Genomic DNA, 25,308 nt, shown 5'->3' on the forward strand with positions numbered 1-25,308 from the left:
TTTTTAGGACAGTTAAATATGAAGAAAGCCGTCCAAATTTAATGAAATTCATATTTATATTGTCGCGTATAATCCTCTTTTAAATTGTTTAAACATTGTAGAGAAGCTTCGGCGTATGGTGTAGATGATGCTTTTAATTGAGTTTCTAATTGAGTAATAGCATTTTGTAAAGAAACAACATAGTCCTCTTGGGCTTCTTCAAAAGGTTTTAAGCGACTTTTAGGTGTATAGCGTTTTTCATATAAACTGAGTGCTTTACGTTCGTGAAAGAACACACCTTCCACCTCGTTAGGGTTATGGAGGTCACCTTGTTTAGGGTGTTTGATTACTTGTAACACTTTCACTAAAACTTGATCATCCGTTTCTTCTACGATTTCTACGGCATATACGCCTGTTTTATGTGCAAAACGATAAAGCATGATAATTCCATCCTTTCATAAATATGTTAAAATAGTCATATCATTAAGTTTATCACGAATGGAGTTATAACATGACAAACTATCCACAATTAACAAAAGAAATTCAAGAAAATGAAATTAAAGCAACAATGCATACAAATAAAGGTGATATGACATTAAAATTATTTCCAGATATCGCGCCAAAAACAGTTAAAAACTTTGTAGAACTTTCTAAACAAGGCTACTATAATGGCGTGACATTTCACCGTGTAATCAATGATTTTATGATTCAAGGCGGTGATCCAACAGCAAGCGGTATGGGTGGTGAAAGTATTTATGGTCACCCATTTGAAGATGAATTTTCTATGAATGCTTTCAATTTATATGGTGCCTTATCAATGGCTAATGCCGGCCCTGGCACAAATGGATCACAATTCTTTATTGTACAAATGAAAGAATTACCTGGTCAAATGCTTGATCAGCTTGAAGATGGCGGTTGGCCAAAAGAAATTGCAGAAGCATATCGTGAACGTGGCGGTACACCTTGGCTTGACCAAAAACATACAGTATTCGGTCAATTAATTGAAGGTGAAGACACACTTGAAGATATTGCTAATGTTAAAGTGGGACCACAAGACAAACCCGTTTATGATGTTGTTATTGAATCAATTGATATCGAAGACTAATGTCTAAATAGGAGAATTGTATGGCTAATAATGATTTGAATATTCGTTTGTATCAACAATTGTCATCATGGAATCCTATGCAATTTGATGACCCATCGTTAGGTGATGCAGAAGTTTATGATATGATGGATGCGGTTCATCAATTAGGGGAACCTCAAGAAATTGCTAAAGCATTTCAAGACATATTTCAATTTTCATTCGAAACTTCAATTCCTTACGATGACTGTTTAGCACAAGCGCATCAAGCAGTGCAATTACAAACAGAATGTAAACTATAAATTTGAAGCGGTAAAGTACTTAAAAATAGAGTACTTTACCGCTTTTTTTATAGGCGATGAAAATAAATTACAGGAAAAATTATAAACTTAGGATAGTTTTGTAATTTAGATGAGGTTTGACAATAAAAAGGGATTGTATAATAATAATGTTAACCAGTTAACAATAGGGAGGACTAAAATGAATAAACAAAATAAAGTTATATTGCTGTTACAACAATTCATTATAGAAAGAGAAAATGCTGATAAGAGAAGACAATATAGAAAAGAAAAAGAAAATCTTGATTTATCATTAACTCAATTTCATATTTTAGAATTAATCGATAAAAATGAGAATGTTAATAATAAGTTTCTTTCAGAAGAATTAAAATTATCTAAACCAGCTATTACTAAATCTATTAAAAAATTGATAAATAAAAATTTATTAGTAGAGAAGAATTATGAACACAATAAAAGAGAGGTTTATTATGAATTAACTACAAAAGGTGAAAAATTATCTGTTATACATGATGACTTGCATAAAAAAGCAGTAAGAAAATATGAAGAAGTATTAAAAGTATTTGATGATGATGAGTTAGAAACAATTAGTGAGTTTTTAAGTAGAAGTATTAATCAGTTAAAAAAAGATGTGATTGATTCAGATGAGTAATGTTAATACTAATCTCAAATTATATGTATTAGGATTTTTAGCATTCTTTGCGTCTCTAATACAAAATATATATACACCTATTATTCCTAAGCTACAAGATGATTTTCAAGTGCCAATATTTTGGGTTAATTTTACGGTTGGCGGTTTTATATTTATAGTTGCCATCATGCAAATTGTATTAGGTAAAAGTATAGATTCTAGAGATTCTAAGAAAATGCTTTTAGTAGGAATAGGAATTGTCATTCTATCAAGTTTTATTTGTGCTATAACTAATAATTTTGTTGTTTTTGCAATATCAAGGTTGATACAAGCTATTGGTTGTGGCATTATCCCGCTTGTCACATTAACTTTGTTGGCTAAATTGAATCAGGGTAATAGTAGAGCATCCGCCATGGCAAATTACCAGATATTTTTATCATGTGCTCCAGCAATAGCACCAATATTAGGTAGTAGTATAGGGGGGGAATGGGGTTATACTGGAATTTTTATCTTATTACTTATAATATCAATTATATTATTTTTAAATGTTTCCTACTTTCGGCTTCCTAATGTAGAGAAGGGTATAGATACCTTAACTCAAAAAGTAAATGAAAAATATTTAACTGATAAAGTATTTATAACTTTAGTAACATCAGGATTTATAGTCTTTTTCGCTTATTTTTCGGTACTCGTTTATTTACCTATATTGTTAAAGAATGTATATGATATAAACGAGGGAATTATAGGGATACTATTTTTGCCAATAACTGTTAGCGTTATATTAGGAAGTATGATTTATAAAAGAATTTCAAAAAAGTATGAGGGTACTACAATACTTAAATTCTCTTTAGGTGGCTTATCTATAGTTATTTTATTGTTTGGTTTATTTAATACTTTAAATTTAATTGTTTTGTCAGTAATGATTTTTATACTAGGTATTTTTGTTGGAATTACTCCTGCATTATTATCAACTTTAATATCTCAACGATTTGAAAGTATAAAGGGGAAAGTGTTAGGTGTTTTTAATTTTATAAGATACATGGGTATGACAATTGGAGCAATATTTATTGGAGTAATAGTTCCAATATTTATTCCTTTTTACTTTATATTAACTTCTCTAATCCTAATCTTAATATTTATCTACACTAGAACAGAATTGTTTAATATCGCTATGAATACGAAAGAATAAATGTTTCATTTTTAATTAGCTTATTATTTAAGTAGAATTTAACGGAAATTTTGAAAATCTATATATACAAGTGTCATTAATAATTTTTAGGGTAATATGTATTGAAAGACAGAGGATTCTGTTCTAAACAAAAAGGGGGATTTATTATGCCAAAAAAATTATTCAGTGTGGATTTATCAAAGAAAATGGACCAACAAGCTCATCCAGGACATAACCGATGGCATCCAGATATTCCAGCAGCATTCTCAGTTGATCCAGGGGAATCATTTCGAATGGAATGCTTAGATTGGACAGATGGCCAAATCTCAAATAATGATGATCCAAGTGACATTAAACATGTTAATTTGAACCGCGTTCACGTATTGAGCGGTCCCGTACATGTAAATGGTGTGGAACCTGGTGATTTATTAGTTGTAGATATTTTAGACATCGGGGCATTTCCAGAACACGAATGGGGCTTTAATGGTATTTTTGATAAAACCAATGGTGGTAGCTTTTTAGTAGATCATTATCCAGATGCACAAAAGTCAATTTGGGATTTTAATGGTATTTATGCTACAAGTCGTCATGTGCCAGGTGTGGAATTTGCAGGCGTGATTCACCCGGGTTTAATCGGCGTTGCACCGTCACATGAAATGTTAGCGGAATGGAACCGCCGTGAAAAGGCATTACATGATACAGATCCTAATCGTGAACCAACACTTGCTAACTTACCTACTGATGATGCAGCAGTATTAGGAACATTGAAAGGTAAAGATTTTGATCGCGTTGCTAAAGAGGGAGCGCGTACAGTACCTCCGCGTGAAAATGGAGGTAATTGCGATATTAAAAACTTATCTAAAGGTTCTAAGATCTACTTCCCAGTTTATGTAGATGGCGCAAAATTATCAGTGGGTGACATTCACTTTTCACAAGGGGATGGTGAAATCACATTCTGTGGTGGTATTGAAATGCCAGGATGGATTGATTTAAGAGTGAATGTTATTAAAAATGGTATGGAAAAATATCAAATTAAAAAGAATCCAGCATTTAATCCAAGTCCAGTACTTCCAAATTATTCAGATTACATTGTATTTGAAGGTATTTCAGTAAATGAATTTTCAGGTAAACAAACATACTTAGATGCTAATACAGCTTATCGCAATGCATGCTTAAATGCGATTGAATTCTTAAAAACACGTGGATTTACAGGTGAACAAGCATATATGTTACTTGGTTCAGCACCTGTACAAGGTACGGTAGCAGGTATTGTGGATGTACCAAATGCTTGCTGTACGATTGCATTACCAAAAGAAATCTTTAACACAGGTGTATTACCTGATATGGATGAAGATTAATGCCGAACTACACATATGAGTGTGAACAATGCGGACCATTTACACTTAGACAGCGTATGTCTGAACAACATGAAACAGCCCCTTGTCCATCTTGTGAGCGCGATGCTAAACGTGTATTTGTCGCATTTCAAACGTATCAATTAGATTCACGTGTTAAAAAAAGAATTGAAAAAGGTCAAACACCACGGGTTGTAAAACGCGAAAATTTACCAAAACAACAAAAACCATCACGACCGTCTGCTACACGTCCGTGGATGGTTGATCATTAAATAAAAGACGAGATAAGCACAAAAATAGACCAATTCATGAACGTTCATGAATTGGTCTATTAATGCGTTATTCTGACTCATATTTCATCCGCTTTTTTGACTGTTTCACCCACATTGGCAAGCGTTCTTTTAACGTTTGAAACCCGTATTTTTCATTTTCTTTAATTTCGTCCAATACTGAACGCTTTTCCTTTTTACGTTCATAATTTTTAAAGTAGTCATTATCTTTCAATGATAGGTTCAGTTTACCTTCCTTATCGATTGAAATAATTTTGGCTTTTACTGTCTGTCCAGGAGATAAAAACTTTTTTAAATTATGTACATAATCATCCATAATTTCAGATATATGAATAAGTCCTTCAGTATTGTCAGGGGTCTCGACGAAAGCGCCGTAGGGTTGAATACCAGTCACACGCACTTTAATATGTTGACCAACAAAATATTGTTTCTTCAACATTCATAACCCCTTATTGAATTAATTTGAACAATTTTATAATAGCATACATTATGCGAATATCCTAACTATACAACCGAGAATCATGAAAAATTTCATCACTTCAATGTTAGAGCTCGTGAGAATAAGGAGTCAAACAGGTTAGATGTAAAAAAATTAAATGTTATCTCAATACTTGCAAAATTAACCCAAATAGCGCTATAATGCTAGTAAATGAAAGCGCTTCAGTGAGAATGTTAGGACAAGCCCTTTATGATAATATAACAAGTATTTTCATTGAAGGATGTCTTGACCTCATTCTTTTAGAAAGAAATTTGTGATAATTCTGTAAAAAGCAGTGAAATCTTTTACATTTTGTTTCTAAATGTGTCATGATACAAGTAAGCGTTTTTCAAATTAAACAAGGGGAGGATTTTGAATGATTCCATATAGACATGAACCATTTACTGATTTTACGAAAGAGGAGAATAGAGAAGCTTATTTTCGCGCTTTAGAAAAGGTAGAAAGCGAATTAGGTCAAGAATATCCATTAATCATTGGTGGGGAACGCGTTTATACTGATGATAAGACACGCGTATATAACCCATCTAATCGTGAAGAAACAATTGGTTACGTTTCAAAAGCTTCAAAAGAGCATGCTGAAAAAGCGTTAGAAGCAGCAAAAGAAGCGTTTAAAACTTGGAGAACGGTTGATCCGAAAGTAAGAGCGAATATTTTATTCCGTGCAGCAGCACTTACTCGTAAACGTAAACATGAGTTTTCTGCATTATTATCAAAAGAAGGCGGAAAACCTTGGAAAGAAGCTGACGCTGACACAGCTGAAGCGATTGACTTTATGGAATATTATGGACGTCAAATGTTAGAGCTTAAAGATGGTAAGCATGTTAATAGTCGTCCAGGAGAGTACAATCAATTCGATTATTTACCAGTCGGCGTAAGTGTAGTTATTTCACCTTGGAACTTTGCTTATGCCATTATGGCAGGTACAACAGCAGCACCAGTCGTAACAGGTAATACAGTATTATTAAAACCATCATCTAACACACCAATTATTTCATATAAATTTATGGAAGTACTAGAAGAAGCTGGTTTACCAAAAGGGGTTGTTAACTGGATTCCAGGTTCATCAAGCGAAATTGGGGACTTCTTAATCGAAAATAAAGATGTTGGATTAATTTCATTTACAGGTTCTAAAAACGTTGGTAAAGAAATCATTCAAAAAGCAGCGGTCATTCAAGAAGGTCAAAACCACATTAAACGTGTAATTGCTGAAATGGGTGGTAAAGACGCGATTGTTGTTGATAATGAAGCTGACTTACAAATTGCAACTGATGCAATTGTCTATTCAGCATTTGGTTTCTCAGGTCAAAAATGTTCAGCATGCTCTCGTGTCATTGCACACCAAGACATTTATGATGAGTTAGTTGATCGTGTTAAAGCAGAAGCTGAGAAAATTAAAGTTGGTAATGCAGCTGATCCTGATACTTATGTTGGACCGGTCATTGACCAAAAATCTTTAGATAAAATTAAAAACTATATCGAAATTGGTAAAGAAGAAGGTCGCTTAGTTGCTGGTGGTAAGACTGATGAAGAAACTGGTAACTTTGTTCACCCTACAGTCTTTGCTGACTTAGATTCAAATTCACGCATTATGCAAGAAGAGATCTTCGGACCAGTTGTCGGTTTCACAAAAGTAAAAGACTTTGATGAAGCGATTAAAGTTGCAAATGAAACAGAATATGGCTTAACAGGTGCTGTTATTTCAAATAACCGTATGAAATTAGAACAAGCACGTCGTGACTTCATGGTCGGTAACTTATACTTTAACCGTGGATGCACAGGCGCAGTCGTAGGTTACCAACCATTTGGTGGCTTCAAAATGTCAGGAACAGACTCAAAAGCAGGTGGCCCAGACTACCTAGTACTACACATGCAAGGTAGAACAGTCTCAGAACACTTATAAGAAAAAGTGCGAAAGAAAGCGTTTTGGCCCCGAGCAAAATCGCCCAGGAAGCAGAAATTGCTTTCCAAATTTATGCGCCCTGGGCTTTTTGTTGAGGGGACAGCTTTCTGGAGCCGGATTATAAAAAAGTGTGGGCGCTTACGCGCACTTCGAACATAGTGAGTTAGTGCACGTTATGCATGCGAGTGATAACGAGCAGGCGAACCTTTATTTAAGCGCAAAATCGAGCGCTGAACTCAAACCGATCTTTGGTTTTAGTGAAGTGTCTCATTTTGTTGAGAGTTTTGCAGTGCAGAACCGGATTAGAAAGTGTGGAAGAAAGCGTTCAGAAATTTAGTCCACATCAATGCACAATAGATGGATAAAGGATAAAATGTTGATAAACAACATGTGACTTTAATGGATAATAGGGTAAACAATAAACAACATGGGTTTTGGACATTGATAAGGAATATGTTAGGTCATCGATTAATGGTGTCTTAAATATAAAAATTTCACGATTCGTTAAGCGTTGAGAACACGTGAATCCTAAACATCTTTGTCTCAATCCATAAATGTTGTGATTTTACCCTATTTTCATATGTTAATGGATTATAAAATTATTTAAAAAAAGGGGAGATAGAATGGCTAATAAATCAGAAGAAATTATCGAACTAACTAATCATTATGGTGCGCATAACTATTTACCGTTACCAATTGTAATCTCAGAAGCAGAAGGTGTATGGGTAAAAGACCCTGAAGGCAATAAATATATGGATATGTTAGCAGCGTATTCTGCAGTTAACCAAGGTCATAGACATCCAAAAGTCATTCAAGCATTAAAAGATCAAGCGGATAAAGTGACGCTTGTTTCACGTGCTTTCCATAGTGATAACTTAGGCGCTTGGTATGAAAAAATTTGTAAGTTATCAGGTAAAGAAAAAGCATTACCAATGAATACAGGTGCTGAAGCAGTAGAAACTGCATTAAAAGCAGCACGTCGTTGGGCATATGATGTTAAAGGTATTAAACCAAACGAAGCAGAAATTGTAGCGATGGTGGGTAACTTCCATGGTCGTACAATGGCACCAGTTTCTTTATCATCAGAAAAAGAATATCAACGTGGCTATGGCCCGTTATTAGAAGGTTTCCAAAATGTACCATTTGGTGATGAAAAAGCATTAGAAGAAGCCATTAATGAAAATACAGCAGCTGTATTAATTGAACCGATCCAAGGGGAAGCAGGTATCAATATTCCACCTGAAGGTTACTTGAAAAAAGTCCGTGAATTATGTGATAAACATAATGTTTTATTTATTGCAGATGAAATTCAAGCTGGTTTAGGACGTACAGGTAAATTATTCGCAACAGATTGGGATGACGTAAAACCTGATGTTTATATTTTAGGTAAAGCACTAGGTGGCGGTGTGTTCCCAATTTCAGTGGTATTAGCTGATAAAGAAGTATTAGATGTATTTACACCTGGTTCTCACGGCTCAACATTTGGTGGTAACCCATTAGCATGTGCAGCTTCAATTGCCGCTTTAGACGTTATTGTTGATGAAGATTTACCAGGTCGCTCTTTAGAGTTAGGGGATTACTTTAAAAAGGCGTTACTTGAAATTGATCACCCTGCTATTAAAGAAGTGCGTGGACGTGGTTTATTCATCGGCGTGGAATTACACGAAAGTGCAAGACCATACTGTGAAAAACTTAAAGAAGAAGGCATTTTATGTAAAGAAACCCATGATACAGTGATTCGATTCGCACCACCACTTGTCATTACAAAAGAAGAATTAGACTATGCAATCGACAAAGTGAAGAAAGTGTTTTCACAAGCGTAAAACTCTTCTATATCCTTAGAAACAAAAGGTCTTTAAAAAACATTGGCTTATGTTACAATACGAATGTAAGCGAAAACAAAGTAGGAAAAAGAGGCGAAATCGATCATGGCTGAAAAAAATAATCTAGTGACATCAACACAAGGTATTATTAAAGAGGCAATGCATAAATTAGGGTTTGACGATGGGATGTATGATCTTGTCAAAGAACCATTAAGATTTTTAACAGTACGTATTCCAGTACGTATGGATGATGGTACTGTCCAAACTTTCACAGGTTATCGTGCACAACACAATGACGCTGTGGGACCAACAAAAGGTGGGGTACGTTTCCACCCAGATGTTGACGAAGAAGAAGTTAAAGCATTATCAATGTGGATGACTTTAAAATGCGGTATCGTTGACTTACCATACGGTGGTGGTAAAGGTGGTATTGTCTGTGACCCACGTCAAATGAGTATTCATGAGGTTGAACGTTTATCACGTGGATACGTACGTGCGATTTCACAAATCGTGGGACCAACAAAAGACATTCCAGCACCAGACGTATTTACAAACTCTCAAATTATGGCTTGGATGATGGATGAATATAGTCAAATGGACGAATTCAACTCTCCAGGATTTATTACAGGTAAACCAATTGTACTTGGTGGTTCACAAGGTCGTGACCGTTCAACAGCACTTGGTGTTGTTATTGCAATTGAAGAAGCGGCAAAACGTCGCGGTAAAACAATTGAAGGTTCAAGAATTGTTATCCAAGGATTTGGTAATGCTGGTAGTTTCTTAGCGAAATTCTTATATGACAAAGGTGCTAAAATTGTAGGTATTTCTGATGCTTACGGTGCATTACACGATCCAGAAGGTTTAGATATTGATTATTTATTAGACCGTCGTGATAGCTTTGGTACAGTAACAAATCTTTTTGAAGAAACAATTTCAAATAAAGAATTATTCGAATTAGATTGTGATATTTTAGTACCAGCAGCTATTGCTAACCAAATTACAGGTGACAATGCGGCTAATATTAAAGCTGAGATTGTTGTGGAAGCGGCAAATGGTCCAACAACACCTGAAGCAACAAAAATCTTAACTGAAAATGATGTATTACTTGTACCAGACGTATTAGCAAGTGCTGGTGGGGTTACAGTATCTTACTTCGAATGGGTACAAAACAACACAGGTTATTACTGGTCAGAAGAAGAAGTAAACGAAAAATTACGTGAAAAATTAATCACAGCATTCGATACGATTTATAATTTATCTCAAAATCGTAAAATTGATATGCGTCTTGCAGCTTATATCGTTGGTATTAAACGTACAGCAGAAGCAGCACGTTATCGTGGTTGGGCATAAGACCAAACTGCATTATCAATAAAAAGGCACTAAGCATTATTTGCTTAGTGCCTTTTTTGTTGAGATATGAGTGATAAGAGGTTGGGGCACCACTAATCAGTCTTGCAACCTCTCATAATAAGATTAACCATTATTTTTAACTTTGTCGTATAAATCTGGATAATTAGTAAAGACGCCAGTCACACCATAGTCATTGAGTTGTTTCATAGACGCCTCATCATTGACTGTAAATGGATGAATATATAGGTCAAAGTCACGTAAATGTTGCGTGTTTTCTGCATTTAAATCAGTATAATCAGGGCCCACACCTACTGCATATTGTTGGACGTTACGTAATTCGTCATCAGTATATTGTGCTAATTCTCCTTTATCAATTAATTGAATAAGTGGAATACCAGCATTCATATTATGTACTTTAGTTAAGCTCTCTTGTGAGAAAGATTGAATGACCACCTTGCCATTTTTCAAATCTTTCTTCTTATCTAAACCGTATTGATGTAGTTTATCTAATAATTTTTCTTCCATACCTGGATATGTATCCGGTGATTTCGTTTCAATATAATAATTAGCATCTGTGCCATAACGCTGGAAAATTTCATCTAAAGTTGGAACTGTTGCGCCTTTATATTCAGCGTTTTGCATCTCTGGATTTTCTTCGTTAAACCAACTACCAGCATCTAATTGTTTTAATTCATCAAGTGTATAGTCTTCTACACGACCTGTACCATTGGTTGTACGATCTACTGTTTCATCATGCATTGCGACAAGATGCCCATCTTTCGTCATATGTAAATCAATTTCTAAATAATCCGCATTCATTTCATATAAACTTTTGTCATATGATTGGAAAGTATGTTCCGGAGCGTAACCACTTGCACCGCGATGCCCAATATTAACGTGAGGTTGATTTAATACATTATTTGCGCTAGGTGATAAAGGTGTCGCAAGCGCTTGTTGGGCACTTGGTGAGGCTGCTTGTACGTCAGTTGAAACTAACCCCACTGCACTTGGAATAAGTAGAGTAGCTAAACCTGTAGATAATAATATTTTAGTATATCGATTCATGTTATTCCCTCCAAAAATGAATAGTATTCATTGTTAAATTATCGAAATGATCAGAAATATGCAATGGGTTTAATGATTTCTTAATGTAATTAAAGATAATTTGAAAATCATACTATTATTTTAAGGAAAAGTATGATTTGTAAAGATTTAATGTCATTTTAAGGGAAGTAATGAAATCGTGGACTAATAAGTATAAAAAAACTACGGAGGCTGAGCGTTGGATTTACATACATTAGTAAACCGATTAACGGTGTCCCAAAAGCAGGATTTTCGGCAGAAAGTTCACGATTCGCCAAAATTTGACGTATTGTAAATGATCAAATGTGCTTTGACACATTTGTAAGAACGACTAACTAAACGAAGTCGTTCTTTACTTCGTTCGCTTCTGCTCAAATCCTGGACGCTTTTGTCCCAACCTCGATTAACGCTAGCCTCACGTAGTTTCGTGTTAAGATGATTGATTTAAAAGTGTTTCAGCACGTTGAATTTGATGTTGTACGGCTTGTTGTCCTGTTGAACCGTAACTTTGACGACGTCTTACAGCTTCGTCTGGCTGTAAAAAGTGATAAATATCTTCCTCGATAGAAGCGTTATAAGATTGATATACCTCAAGTGGCACATCAAGTAAATATTGATCGTGTTGAATGGCCCAAAGCACTACTTTACCTACAATTTCGTGTGCATCTCGGAATGGAATGCCTTTACCTACAAGATAATCTGCTAATTCAGTTGCATTTGAAAAGTCTTCTCTAACGGTACTTTGTAGACGCTCAGTATTAACAGTCATCGTTTTGACCATACCTTCAAAAATACGTAGAGAACCTTTGATAGTATGAATCGCATCAAATAAGCCTTCTTTGTCTTCTTGCATATCTTTATTGTATGCAAGAGGGAGACCTTTTAATGTCATCAACATACTAGTTAAATGACCTGTTGTACGGCCTACTTTACCACGAATCAATTCTGCCATGTCAGGATTCTTTTTCTGTGGCATAATGGATGAGCCTGTAGAGAATGCATCAGATAAAGTAATAAACTGCGCTTCTTCAGATGACCAAAAAATAATTTCTTCAGCAAAACGAGATAAATGAATCATACATAAATTAATATTGTTTAATGTTTCCACGATATAATCTCGATCACTAACAGCGTCTAAACTATTTTCATAAAGGTCATTAAATCCAAGAAGTTGTTGGGTTTCTTGACGATCGATAGGGTAAGTTGTACCACTTAATGCCGCTGCACCAAGTGGAGAAATATCAATACGTTTGAGTGCATCTTGAAAACGTGACTTATCTCTTTCTAGCATCCAAAAATAAGTCATAATATGATGGGCAAAAGAGATGGGCTGTGCACGTTGCAGATGTGTATAGCCTGGCATGATCGTTTCGATGTGTTGTTTGGCAATTTCAACAATTGTATGTTGAAATGATTGAATACTCTCAATGATGGATTGAACTTCTTTTTTAGTATACAGATGCATATCTGTTGCGATTTGGTCATTTCGGCTGCGACCTGTATGCAATTTACCACCGACTGTACCAATACGTTGAATCAGTTCATGTTCAATATTAAGGTGAATGTCTTCTAATGATTCTTGAAGTTCAATTTGATTGTTATGAAAATCTTTTTGAATTGATTTAAGACCGTCGATGATTTGTTCACATTCATCATTTTGAATAATGCCTTGATTTTTTAACATAGTCGCATGTGCGATACTACCTGTAATATCTTCATCAATTAATTGTTGATCAAAGTGGATAGATGCATTAAACGCATCTACCCAAGCTTCTGGTTGATCTTCAAAACGACCACCCCATGCTTTTTTACTCATCCGCATAACCCCCATGTAACATTGAGTTCACTTGTGTTGGTAAACCATAAATATCAATAAAGCCTACCGCTGATTCTTGATTGAACGCATCTTCTTTTGTATACGTTGCTAATTTTTCGTTGTATAGTGTGTAGTCTGATTTTCTACCATTAACTGTTGCATGACCTTTAAATAATTTAACACGTACGTCACCAGTAACATATTTTTGTGTTTGATCAATAAATGATTTAAGCGCATCTGTTAAAGGTGAGAACCATAAACCGTTATAAACTTGTTCAGAAAATTGTTTTTCAACAACTGGTTTAAAGTGTGCAACATCTTTAGTTAACGTAATTGTTTCTAAACTTTGATGTGCATTTAAAATAACTTCTGCACCTGGTGTTTCATAAACTTCTCTTGATTTGATACCTACTAATCTGTTTTCAATGTGGTCGATTCTACCAATACCATGTTTTCCTGCTAAGTCATTAAGATATAAAATTAAATCGTCTAATTTATATGCTTTACCATCAATTTGTGTAGGAATACCTTGTTCAAATGATAGGATGATTTCATCTGGTGTGTCTGGTGTATCTTCTAATTCATTTGTTAAGTCAAAGGCATCAGCTGGTGGTGCAGCATACGGATCTTCTAAAATACCACATTCGTTACTGCGACCCCATAAGTTTTGGTCGATAGAATAAGGTGATTCTTTGCCGATAGAAACAGGGATATTATGTTTTTTGGCATAATCAATCTCTTCTTCACGACTCCAACCCCATTCTCTAACAGGTGCAATCACTTTTAATTCTGGGTCTAATGCTTTAATAGCAACCTCGAAACGAACTTGGTCGTTCCCTTTACCTGTACAACCATGTGCGATGGCTGAAGCATTTGTTTTGTGTGCAATTTCTACAAGTTTTTTAGAAATTAATGGACGAGATAATGCTGATACGAGTGGGTATACACCTTCGTATTTTAAGTTTGATTTGATGGCATAACCAACGTAATCATTTGCGAATTCTTCTGTTGCGTCGATAACGTGAGATTCAACAGCACCCATGTCTAATGCTTTTTGATAAACAACATCAAGATCTTTACCTTCACCTACGTCTAAGCAACAAGCAATGACGTCATAACCTTGTTCGATAAGCCATTGAACAGCTACACTTGTATCTAATCCACCTGAATATGCTAAAACTACTTTTTCCTTCATCTTTTACGTCACCTCTATTTAAATTTTACGCTATTATTTTATACAAATAGACCTGTTTCGTACATCAAAAATGCTTTGAATGTGTGGTCATTTATTTTTAAGATATCTCTACTATAACACATATGATTTAATATGCAAGTTCTTAAATAAATATACATAAAAATTTATGAGATGAATTGTCAGATTATGTTAATTGAATTTAAAGGGGGAAGTTAGTAAAATAAAAGCGAATTGAGATTCATTGAGGAGGCAATAGGCATGACACATATCCAATTAGATTATCAAAAAGCTTTAAATTTTTTTGGCCAACATGAATTAGACCAACAACAAGATATCGTTAAGCATATTCATCAAACGATTCATAACAAAACTGGTGCAGGTAATGACTTTTTAGGTTGGATTGATTTACCAGTGAACTATGATAAAGAAGAATTCAACCGCATTTTAGAAGCATCAGAACGTATTAAATCTAATTCTGATGTATTAGTGGTTGTCGGTATTGGTGGTTCTTATTTAGGTGCACGTTCAGCAATCGAAATGTTAACGCCAGCATTTAAAAAAGAACAAGATGGTCCGGAAATTATTTTCGCTGGACATCATTTATCATCTTCTTATCTTCAAGAACTTATCGATTATTTAGATGGGAAAGATTACTCAGTTAACGTGATTTCAAAATCTGGTACAACGACAGAACCAGCTGTTGCATTTCGCTTATTTAAACAATTATTAGAAGAAAAATACGGCAAAGAAGAAGCTGTAAAACGCATTTTTGCAACAACAGATAAAGAAAAAGGTGCATTAAAACAACTTGCGACAAATGAAGGATATGAGTCATTTGTAGTACCAAATGATGTAGGTGGTCGCTTCTCAGTACTCACTGCTGTCGGTTTATTACCAATTGCGGTAGCGGGTATTGATATCGAAACAATGATGCAAGGGGCTGCCAAAGCGCGCGAAGAGTTATCCTCAGATGCATTATCTGATAATATTGCTTATCAATACGCAACAATCCGAAACGTGTTATACAATAAAGGTTATACAACAGAAATGCTGATTAACTATGAACCATCATTACAATACTTTAATGAATGGTGGAAACAATTATTTGGTGAATCAGAAGGTAAAGACTTAAAAGGTATTTATCCATCAAGTGCGAACTTTACAACAGACCTTCACTCATTAGGTCAGTATGTTCAAGAAGGTCGTCGCTTCTTATTCGAAACAGTAATTAAAGTGGCTACACCAAAGCATGAAATTACAATTGAAGAAGATGCAGATGACTTAGATGGTTTAAATTATCTTGCTGGCAAAACTATTGATGAAGTTAATGCTAAAGCATTTGAAGGTACATTACTTGCGCATACAGATGGCGGAGTGCCAAACTTAGTTATCACAGTGCCAAGATTAGATGCTGAAACGTATGGTTATTTAGTATACTTCTTTGAATTGGCAGTAGCGATGAGTGGTTATCAATTAGGTGTTAATCCATTTAACCAACCAGGTGTTGAAGCATATAAACAAAATATGTTCGCACTTTTAGGTAAGCCAGGATTTGAAGATAAGAAAAAAGAATTAGAAGAACGTTTATAAAATTTATCCAAACGATCAATATTTTGAGTTAAAGTTGAGACGTTACACGCGTCTCAACTTTTTTTATAACGTGTCTATAGTTAAGATTGCGCTATTTTATAAGCTAATATGCATAGTAAAGTATATTTTATGCATAAAGAGGGATTTAGTCGTGAGAAGATGTAAATCAGTAACATTCATATACAAATTATGATAAGATGAAGCATATTGTTAAGACAGTGAGAAGGTGAGAGTGAGAGGATGAGAGCGACAATAAGAACGTTAATTGCGTTATTGTTGGCAATCGGTGTAATTAGTTTTCTTGTACTTTTTATTGTTATACCTTATCAAGTAGAAGAAGACAATATGGCTCCTACGTTTCAACAAGATGATCGTTTGATACTCAATAAACTCGCACCGCGCCTAAATATATTACATCATGGGGACGTTATTGTTTATCAACATGATGGACAGTATCGACTGGGGCGCTTAATCGGTGAACCAGGTCAGTCTGTCGTATTCAACTCAGGACAGTTAGAGCTAGATAATCGTCCAGTAGAGGAACCATACGCTTCGGAAAAAGATAAACAGAGTTGGAGCGCTGAGACGTTACCCAAAACGCAAAGTGATATTATTCCTCCACAAAGTTATATTGTGTTAAATGATCAACGCCAAAACAAAGAGGATTCAAGAACATTTGGTCTGATTCGTAAAGAAGATATTGAAGGCTCAGTATTATTGCGTTATTTCCCATTTGATCAACTAACTGTAAATTTTAAATCATAAGAGGTGTCAAAAATTGAAAAAAGAAACCATTGAATGGATTGTGTCTTTAGGTATAGCATTACTTGTTGTAGGTCTATTATACGCATTTGTGATTAAACCCTATAATGTAAGTGGCGATTCAATGTATCCTACTTTAAAAGATAGTGATCGCGTTATTGTTAATCAACTCAGTAAAACATTTAATCGTTTAGATAACGGTAATGTAGTTGTCTTTCACGCTAATGAAAATGATGATTACGTTAAACGAATCATAGGTAAACCTGGTGATGAAGTAGAGTATAAACAAGATCAATTATACCTCAATGGTCAAAAAGTAGATGAACCATACTTAGATTATAATGAAGAAAATAAGAGGGGCGAGATGATCACAGGTAGCTTTAAATCAGAAGACTTACCTGGTAGTAATGGACAAGCCAAAATTCCAGACAATAAATATTTAGTATTAGGTGACAATCGAGAAGTCAGTCAAGATAGTCGTGCGTTTGGTTTGATTGATAAAGATCAAATTGTAGGTACAGTGGCATTCCGCTTCTGGCCATTTAATGAATTTAAATTTAATTTTAATCCAGATCACACAGACCCTGAGGCAGCCTAAAGATAGTGAATACAAACATTTAAGAAAGTTAAGCAACGCATCGTTGTTTAACTTTCTTTTTTATGTTTGTACTGTATAATATACAAACAAATCATAGTGTAATACATTTTATAAAACAAAGGGGGATATTGATGAAATCTTTAACAACTGTTTTAGAGGTTTTAGCGCGTAGTTGTGCGATATTGTTATTTATAAAATTTATAATGAGTGTTGGAAATAACGTTTTTGGATGGCATATACACATTCCTGTTTTAGAGTATAAATACATCACATTTATATTGATTGGTCTAATGTTTGGCTTTGCCATTCCCTCAGAAATGATCAAAGATAAATTTAAAAGTGAATCTCATTGAATGATATTTGAGGTTGGGGCATAAAGCATGAATGCGCTAGAAATTTGGTTAACGGGCTCGCAAAAGCAGTATTTTGGGCGGAAAATTCACGGTGCGCCAAAATTTGACAGACCATAAATAATCAAATGTGCTATGTCACCTTTGTAAGAACGACTTACTAAACGAAGTCGTTCTTTATTTCGTTCGTTTTCTATATAAGGAACGTTTGCTCGCTATCACTAGCCTGTATCACAAACACTAATTCACTGATATTCGAAGCGTTTTAACGCTTTTCTCCCAATCGCTTTTATGGTTGAATAAGGTTTAAAAAGCCTATCTATCAAGATATATTATGATTCGTATGAATGATATAATAAAGACGTGTTTTGAAAGAAGGAGGTCCTTTATGTTTCGTACATTTATCGGTCGGGCAGGTACAGGTAAAAGTACCCAAATGTTATCAGAAATTAAATCTCAGTTGGCCAAACAACCTATTGGCGATCCGATGATTATTATTTCACCGATGCAAGCAACCTATTTATATGAACAAGCCTTTGTGAATGATCCTGAGCTTAAAGGGAGTTTACGAGCAGAAGTATTACACTTTGAACGTTTAAGTCACCGTATTTTTCAAGAGCTAGGCGGTGTTCAGGAACAACGCTTATCATCTATTGCGATTGAAATGATGATTTACGATATTTTAAAAGAAGAGAAAAAGCATTTAAAACTATATCATACACAAGTTGAATACTTAGGTTTTAGCACTAAGTTACGTGAACAAATTCAAGATTTAGAAAAATATGCGGTCACACCTGAAGTTGTAAAAGAAGCAGCTCATGATGAACAGCTTGAATTAAGGTTACGAGATAAATTACATGATATTGGGTTAGTTTATGAACGCTTAGTCGAACGTATGTCTAATGAATATATTACAGGCGAGGCGTTAATGCGTCGTTTTATTGAAAAAATTCCTGAATCAGATTGGTTAAAACGTGCAGATATTTATATTGATGGCTTTCATAACTTTTCAACACAAGAGTATCAAGTAATAGAGGCACTTGTTCGTCATGCTAAATCCGTCACAGTATTGTTAACGACAGATGGAGATAAAGATGTATTTAGTATGTTTCGAAAGCCTTCCGAATCTTTAAAACAAATTCAAGATATTGCAGCACGTACTGGGCAACAGTTAGAGACGGTTCCATTTACAGAGGTAATGCGTTTTAATAATACAGACATGAAACATATAGAGGCGCAATTTGATGCATTACAACCCGACGAGAATAGATCAAGTAGCGGACATGTTCAAATATTAGAAGCATCTACCACTCGTGAAGAGATTAATGAAGTTGCACGACGGATTATACGCCATTGTCGAGAAGAAGGATATCGTTATCAGGATATGGCGATTTTATACCGTGATCCTGCTTATGTTTATTTATTAGAGTCTATTTTGCCGCAATTTGATATTCCATATAATATTGATGTTAAACCTTCAATGACAGATCATCCTGTAATGGAAATGCTTCGTGCATTAATCGAAGTGATTCGCACGAATTGGAAATTTGAGCCATTGATGCGTTTACTAAAAACACATGTTTTAACAGAACATTATCCCAATGAGGAAATGTTGGTAGAAATTTTAGAGAACTATGCAATTGAACGCGGTATATATGGTAAAAGATGGATTGATCCTAACTATTTTAAACTAGAACAATTTCAAAAATTAGGGATGCGTCCTAATAAAGCATTAACCGAAGAAGAAACAGAAATATATGAACGCGTTATTCATATGAAAGAGTCTATTTTTAATCAGTTACTTCAATTTGAATCGAAACTGACACAAGGTCAAAATGCGTATGAATTTGCGACTGCTTTTTATGAAGTGATGGAAAGTTTCGAACTACCCAATCAGTTGATGACACGTCGAGATCAATTGGATGTTGAAGGATTACATACTGAAGCAGAAGAAATTGATCAAATCTGGAATGGCTTTATTCGAGTGCTTGATGACATTGTTACTGTTTTTGATACACGTTCAATGTCCTTAAACCGCTTTTTAGAAGTATTAGATATTGGATTAAATGAATTAGAGTTTTCGATGATTCCGCAAACAATCGATCAGGTATCTATTGGTACGATGGATTTAGCTAAAGTCGATAATAAAAAACATGTCTTTTTAATCGGCATGAATGACGGTATTATGCCACAAGCAATGAGTGGGTCTAGTTTAATGTCTGATGAAGATAAAAAACATTTCGAAGCACATACTGGATTCCAACTTAGCCCGACTGCCGATATTTTACAAATGGATGAAGCATTTGTATGTTATTACGCGATGACACGTGCAACAGAGCGCGTAACATTTTCTTACAGTTTAATGGATGGTAGTGGAGCGCATCGAGAAAAAAGTCCGTATTTAAATGATATTCAAGTGTTGTTTACTGATTTAGATACAATCAATATTCATCATTTACATGAGCGACATACGTTGTCTCTTGTAGAGCACCCTCATCAAACGAAAACCCATTTGTTTGAAGCGATGAAATTATGGTTGGAAGATGGACTAGTTTCAGATATATGGTTTGCCGTTTACAATGTCATGCGACGTCACGAAGATTTAAATCATAGTATGCCATTTTTAGAAACGGCGCTCACATATAATAACCACACGATTCAGCTCTCTCGTGAATTAGCGGGCGATTTATATGGACGTTCTATTAATGCGAGTGTCTCAAGATTTGAAACTTATCAAAATTGTCCGTTTAAACATTATGCTTCACACGGTTTAAAATTGAATGAGCGGTCGAAGTATCAATTACAGAATTTTGATTTAGGAACGATTTTTCATGATGTGCTGCGTTACATTTCTGATAAAGTGAATGGTGAATTACACCGTTTAACAGCACAACATATTACATCACTAACGCAAGAGGCGTTGGATGTCTATCTACCGCATGTGCAATTTAACTTATTAAATTCTTCAGCGTATTATCGTTATTTATCTAAGCGAATTGGGGCGATTGTTCAAGCGACGTTATTTGCGATGAAACATCAGACAAGTCATTCACAATTTAAACCGATTGCATTTGAACGTGCTTTTCGTAAGCGTCCAAAATCTGAGTTAGAACTGCAATCTCAAACATTAAAAACGAAACAAGGGATTCCAATTAATATACGTGGTCAAATTGACCGTATCGATACGTATCATCACAATCATAAGAGCTTTATTAATATTATTGACTACAAATCATCAAGTGGCAGTGCGCAACTTGATTTAACGCAAGTGTATTATGGTTTACAAATGCAAATGATGACGTATATGGATATCGCTTTACAAAATAAAGAAAGATTACATTTAACAGATGAAGTGAAGCCGGGCGCCTTTTTATACATGCATGTGCATAAATTTAGAGATCAAAAACGTTCTTGGTCTAATATTAGTCCAGATGATTTAGAAGCGGCCTTTTTAAAGTCGTATCAATTGAATGGGTTACTGAATAGTGATCCAGATGTCATCGATGCTTATGATGAACGAATGACAGCAGGCTATCGCTCAGATATTGTACCGCTGTCTATGAAAAAAAGTGGCGATTTATATGCAAGCAGTAAAGTAGCTGATGAAGAAACGATTTATAAATTAATTAAACATAATCAACGTAACTTTATTGATACCGCTTCTCGTATTATGGATGGTCATACAGAAGTGTCTCCACTGAAATATAAAGAAAAGTTACCTTGTGCGTTTTGTAGTTATCAATCGGTATGTCATATCGATAGTGTGATAGACAACCATAAATATCGTCACGTTGATGAAAAAATTGACCCGCTTAAAATGCTTGAAACGGAAGAAGAGGAGGAGGAATATGATCATTCCAACGAAACCGAATGATGTGCAATGGACCGATGCACAATGGGAAAGTATTTATGCTAAAGGTCGAGATGTCCTAGTGGCAGCCGCTGCCGGTTCAGGGAAAACAGCTGTGTTGGTAGAGCGAATTATTCAACGTATCATTCGAGATGAGATAGATGTTAATCGTTTGCTTGTCGTGACATTTACAAATTTAAGTGCGAGAGAAATGAAGCATCGTATTGAATCACGAATTCAACAAGCGTCGTTACAAGACCCGTCTAACCAACATTTAAAAAATCAGCGTACTCAAATACATCAAGCGCAAATTTCCACGTTACATCGATTTTGTTTAAAATTGATTCAAAATCATTATGATGTATTGGAAATCGATCCAAATTTTAAAACAGCGAGTGAAGTCGAAAATATTTTATTACTTGAGCAAGTGATTGATGATGTATTAGAGAAGCACTATGACCAATTGGATCCTGATTTTATTACATTAACAGAACATATTTCGACCGATCGTGATGATGATGCATTACGCCAAATGATTCAAAATTTATATCATTTTAGTATTGCCAATCCAAACCCTAAACAATGGTTGGAACAGTTAGATCAAGTGTATTTAGACCGTCAATTGCAACAGGGGTATCTTGATATATTAAATCACTATATCCGTTTGTATTTAGAAGCGGCACAGCATGCGATTGAAGCTGCTTATGAAAAATTAGAACTTGTTGGAGATTATCCAAAACATGTGGCGTTTATCGATGATCATCGTCAATTTATGAATCAGATTTTAAAAGAACCAATGATCGATAAACAACGCTTATTTAACTATAAGTTAGGACGGATGCCAACCAAACCACGAGAAATTGGTAAGGATGAACACTTAAATCAAAATTATGAAGCATTTAAAGCATCATATGATCAATTTAAAAACTATATTCAAAAGGTTCAGGAAGAATATGTAGCTAGAGAAGATGAGGTTTTATTAAATGAACTTCAGGATCTGGAGCCGAGAGTAAACTATTTAGCACGCATTACAATGGATGTGATTGATGCGTTTAATCAAGCAAAACGTGAGCGCAACCTTCTCGATTTTTCTGATTATGAACATTTTGCGCTACGTATTTTACGTAATGAAGACGGTAGTCCTACTGATATTGCAGCAATGTATCGTGAGCGTTTTGACGAAATTTTAGTCGATGAATATCAAGATACGAACAAAGTACAAGAGAGTATCATCTCGAGTATTAAACGCGGTGACGAATCAAACGGTAATCTATTTATGGTTGGAGATGTAAAACAATCGATTTATAAATTTAGACAAGCTGATCCAAGTCTATTTATAGATAAATATGAACGTTTTGATCGCGATGACGAAACAAAAGGTTGGCGTATTGATCTATCTCAGAACTTTAGATCTCGTAAAGAAGTGCTTTCTACAACGAATTATTTGTTTCATCATATGATGGACCGTCAAATCGGTGAAATTGAATACGATGAGGCGGCGCGTCTTTATTATGGCGCACCGTTTGATGAGGTTACTGTGCCGCTTCACTTTAATGTGTTATTAAAAGATAAAGCGCATGAATTTGATGCAAATGAGCAAGAAGCACACTTAATTGCACAACAAGTTGAAAGTATTTTAGCGACGCAAAAAGTCTATGATATGAAAACAGAAACCTATCGTCCTGCAGAATATCGAGATATTGTTATTTTAGAACGTAATAACAACAATGCACGCCAGTTACAGCAGGTTTTTAAAGATAAAGATATGCCATTGTTTGTGAATAGTAAGCAAGGTTATTTTGAACAAACGGAAGTACGATTGATGTTGTCCTTTTTAAGAACCATTGATAACCCGTTACAAGATATTTACCTTGTTGGATTGATGAGATCTGTTATTTATCAGTTTACAGAAGATGAATTAGCAAAAATTCGGGTAGTGGCCCCTCAAGATGTTTATTTTTATCAGTCTATGATGCATTATCTCAATACTTTAGAAGCGGAATCTGATTTAGTAGAAAAAATAAAGCGTTTTTTAAGTGATCTTGAAATGTATCAAAAATATAGCCGCCATCATTCGGTGTACCAATTAATCGATAAAATATACAACGATCACTATTTAATTCAATATTTTAGTGGGTTAGTTGGTGGTAAAGGACGTCGTGCAAATTTATATGGTTTATTTAATAAAGCGGTCGAATTTGAAAATTCAAGCTTTAGAGGACTCTTTCAATTTATTCGCTTTATTGATCAAATGATCGAGCGTGGTAAAGATTTTGGTGAAGAAAATGTGATTGGACCTAATGATAATGTCGTAAGGTTAATGACTATCCACAGTAGTAAAGGTTTAGAGTTTCCATTTGTCATTTATTCAGGACTCAATCGTAAATTTAACACGCGTGATTTAGGGGAACCTATTGTGTTAAATCAACATGAGGGCTTAGGACTTCAATACTATGACGAGACGCATGGTCTATTCTATCCATCATTAGTGTCATTAGCGATAGACTTATTAAATAAAAAAGAAATGATTTCAGAGGAAATGCGTTTAATGTATGTTGCATTAACACGTGCTAAAGAGCGATTGTATTTAATTGGTACAATTGACAATGAAGATAAGTTAACGCAAATGAGAGAAATACCTATTGCTAATGATCGATTAACAGCGATAGATCGATTTAATGCAAAAACACCCTTTCAACTCATTTATAGTGTGTTAGGGAAATATGCAAGTACAGATCTTTTACCACAATATCGTTTTAAAACGGATCATAATCATGAAGAAGCCTCCTTGCAACCGAGTGTAAATATTCAATATATTGAAGCGCAAGACATTTTACCAGCTGATGTAGATCAAGACGAGACACAACGCCAATCTATTGCTAAATTACATGAACGTCTTGAAATGGAAGACAATCCATCAGCAGAACACGAAGAGATTGAACGTCGCTTACGTTATCAATATCCAGATATGCATGCGATTCATCAAGCCTCTAAACAATCTGTGTCAGAGTTAAAACGTCAAATGGACACCGAGCAAGCAGATACTAACTATGAACGTGTACGTCAATATCGTTTAGGCGTCGCAACTTATGACCGACCATCATTTATGCAAGAACAAAAACGGACACCTACTGAAATTGGGACATTAATGCATACCGTCATGCAACATTTACCATTCAAACAAGATGGATTAACAGAAGCGGATTTAAAACAATACCTTCACACTTTAGTTGAGCGTGCGATTATCAAAGCAGAGGATTTGGATTACATTAAAATGGAAGATATTCGTCATTTTGTAAACAGCTCACTCTATCAAACGATTGCGGAAAGCGATGAAATTTATCGAGAATTGCCTTTTATTGTTAATCATAAAGAAATGGATATGCGACATGAAGATGAAGATGCGTCTATCATTCAAGGGATGATTGACTTGGTCTTTAAAAAAGAGGGACAATATCAATTTGTAGACTATAAAACAGATGTCTTTGTGAGACGAAAAGGGATGACGGATGAAGAAATTGGTGCACAATTAAAAGAAAAATATCGAGTACAAATGTATTATTATCAAAAAGCACTAGAAAGTGTGCTAGGTCAAAAGGTTTCAGGTCGCTTATATTTCTTTAAATTTGGCGAAATAAAAATCGACGACTAAAAAACCGTCAAACATTTGTGATTTGTCTAAATTTTTCGTT

At 34.9% G+C, this 25,308-nt stretch carries 20 protein-coding genes; 15 read left to right on the plus strand and 5 right to left on the minus strand.

Annotated features, from left to right (window positions below; translation table 11 throughout):
- Positions 1-38 precede the first annotated feature (38 nt).
- Positions 39-419, minus strand: a complete 381-nt coding sequence (gene kapB, locus ACEE93_RS02065) for a sporulation phosphorelay system protein KapB (protein WP_449154691.1) — start codon at positions 417-419, stop codon at positions 39-41.
- A gap of 71 nt (positions 420-490) precedes the next feature.
- Between kapB and ACEE93_RS02070 the strand changes: the two genes are divergently transcribed.
- From ACEE93_RS02070 to ACEE93_RS02095, 6 genes are all read left to right on the plus strand, one after another.
- Positions 491-1,084, plus strand: a complete 594-nt coding sequence (locus tag ACEE93_RS02070) for a peptidylprolyl isomerase (protein ID WP_449154692.1) — start codon at positions 491-493, stop codon at positions 1,082-1,084.
- Positions 1,085-1,104: 20 nt separating this feature from the next.
- Positions 1,105-1,362 (plus strand): DUF1871 family protein, encoded by a 258-nt coding sequence (locus ACEE93_RS02075; RefSeq protein ID WP_449154693.1) that lies wholly within the window; start codon positions 1,105-1,107, stop codon positions 1,360-1,362.
- Positions 1,363-1,540: 178 nt separating this feature from the next.
- Entirely contained in the window at positions 1,541-2,008 is a 468-nt protein-coding gene (locus tag ACEE93_RS02080) for a MarR family winged helix-turn-helix transcriptional regulator (RefSeq protein WP_449154694.1), read from the plus strand.
- Positions 2,001-3,176 carry an MFS transporter gene (locus ACEE93_RS02085; RefSeq protein ID WP_449154695.1) on the plus strand — a complete coding sequence of 392 codons (1,176 nt, stop codon included), beginning with the start codon at positions 2,001-2,003 and terminating at the stop codon, positions 3,174-3,176. Before ACEE93_RS02080 ends, ACEE93_RS02085 begins: the two co-directional genes overlap by 8 nt.
- A 146-nt stretch (positions 3,177-3,322) precedes the next feature.
- Positions 3,323-4,513 carry a formamidase gene (fmdA, locus tag ACEE93_RS02090; protein ID WP_449154696.1) on the plus strand — a complete coding sequence of 397 codons (1,191 nt, stop codon included), beginning with the start codon at positions 3,323-3,325 and terminating at the stop codon, positions 4,511-4,513.
- Entirely contained in the window at positions 4,513-4,782 is a 270-nt protein-coding gene (locus tag ACEE93_RS02095) for an FmdB family zinc ribbon protein (RefSeq protein ID WP_449156358.1), read from the plus strand. Before fmdA ends, ACEE93_RS02095 begins: the two co-directional genes overlap by 1 nt.
- Before the next feature lie 67 nt (positions 4,783-4,849).
- Here the strand turns inward: ACEE93_RS02095 and ygs are convergent, their stop codons facing one another.
- Positions 4,850-5,239 (minus strand): S1 domain-containing post-transcriptional regulator Ygs, encoded by a 390-nt coding sequence (gene ygs, locus ACEE93_RS02100; protein ID WP_449154698.1) that lies wholly within the window; start codon positions 5,237-5,239, stop codon positions 4,850-4,852.
- Positions 5,240-5,654: 415 nt separating this feature from the next.
- Here ygs and pruA point away from each other — a divergent pair, with 415 nt between their 5' ends.
- From pruA to ACEE93_RS02115, 3 genes are all read left to right on the plus strand, one after another.
- On the plus strand, positions 5,655-7,199 hold the full coding sequence (pruA, locus tag ACEE93_RS02105) for an L-glutamate gamma-semialdehyde dehydrogenase (RefSeq protein ID WP_449154699.1): 1,545 nt from the start codon (positions 5,655-5,657) through the stop codon (positions 7,197-7,199).
- Positions 7,200-7,822: 623 nt separating this feature from the next.
- Positions 7,823-9,022 (plus strand): ornithine--oxo-acid transaminase, encoded by a 1,200-nt coding sequence (locus tag ACEE93_RS02110; RefSeq protein WP_449154700.1) that lies wholly within the window; start codon positions 7,823-7,825, stop codon positions 9,020-9,022.
- Between the two features lie 105 nt (positions 9,023-9,127).
- Complete coding sequence (locus ACEE93_RS02115; RefSeq protein ID WP_449154701.1) at positions 9,128-10,372, plus strand: Glu/Leu/Phe/Val family dehydrogenase; 1,245 nt, start codon at positions 9,128-9,130, stop codon at positions 10,370-10,372.
- Between the two features lie 123 nt (positions 10,373-10,495).
- On the opposite strand, the gene ACEE93_RS02120 is transcribed toward ACEE93_RS02115, so the two are convergent.
- The 3 genes from ACEE93_RS02120 to ACEE93_RS02130 all read right to left on the minus strand — a co-directional run bounded on the left by ACEE93_RS02120 (position 10,496) and on the right by ACEE93_RS02130 (position 14,466).
- Complete coding sequence (locus ACEE93_RS02120; protein WP_449154702.1) at positions 10,496-11,437, minus strand: glycerophosphodiester phosphodiesterase; 942 nt, start codon at positions 11,435-11,437, stop codon at positions 10,496-10,498.
- A gap of 448 nt (positions 11,438-11,885) precedes the next feature.
- Positions 11,886-13,271: an argininosuccinate lyase gene (gene argH / locus ACEE93_RS02125; protein WP_449154703.1), complete on the minus strand. Its 1,386-nt coding sequence runs from the start codon at positions 13,269-13,271 to the stop codon at positions 11,886-11,888.
- A complete protein-coding gene (locus tag ACEE93_RS02130; protein WP_449154704.1) occupies positions 13,264-14,466 on the minus strand; it encodes an argininosuccinate synthase in 1,203 nt (400 codons plus the stop codon). The genes argH and ACEE93_RS02130 overlap by 8 nt, the downstream gene beginning before the upstream one ends.
- Positions 14,467-14,724: 258 nt before the next feature.
- On the opposite strand from ACEE93_RS02130, the gene ACEE93_RS02135 reads away from it, so the two are divergent.
- From ACEE93_RS02135 to addA, 6 genes are all read left to right on the plus strand, one after another.
- Positions 14,725-16,056, plus strand: coding sequence for a glucose-6-phosphate isomerase (locus ACEE93_RS02135; protein WP_449154705.1), 1,332 nt, complete (start codon positions 14,725-14,727; stop codon positions 16,054-16,056).
- Positions 16,057-16,296: 240 nt separating this feature from the next.
- Positions 16,297-16,821, plus strand: a complete 525-nt coding sequence (gene lepB / locus ACEE93_RS02140) for a signal peptidase I (RefSeq protein WP_449154706.1) — start codon at positions 16,297-16,299, stop codon at positions 16,819-16,821.
- 13 nt (positions 16,822-16,834) lie between these two features.
- On the plus strand, positions 16,835-17,416 hold the full coding sequence (gene lepB / locus ACEE93_RS02145; protein ID WP_449154707.1) for a signal peptidase I: 582 nt from the start codon (positions 16,835-16,837) through the stop codon (positions 17,414-17,416).
- Between the two features lie 131 nt (positions 17,417-17,547).
- On the plus strand, positions 17,548-17,769 hold the full coding sequence (elxI1, locus tag ACEE93_RS02150; RefSeq protein ID WP_449156359.1) for an epilancin biosynthesis-related protein ElxI1: 222 nt from the start codon (positions 17,548-17,550) through the stop codon (positions 17,767-17,769).
- 385 nt (positions 17,770-18,154) lie between these two features.
- Positions 18,155-21,640 carry a helicase-exonuclease AddAB subunit AddB gene (gene addB, locus ACEE93_RS02155; protein WP_449154709.1) on the plus strand — a complete coding sequence of 1,162 codons (3,486 nt, stop codon included), beginning with the start codon at positions 18,155-18,157 and terminating at the stop codon, positions 21,638-21,640.
- Complete coding sequence (addA, locus tag ACEE93_RS02160) at positions 21,615-25,268, plus strand: helicase-exonuclease AddAB subunit AddA (RefSeq protein ID WP_449156360.1); 3,654 nt, start codon at positions 21,615-21,617, stop codon at positions 25,266-25,268. Before addB ends, addA begins: the two co-directional genes overlap by 26 nt.
- Positions 25,269-25,308: the final 40 nt, after the last annotated feature.

The sequence above is a fragment of the Staphylococcus sp. 11262D007BW genome, from assembly GCF_053547815.1.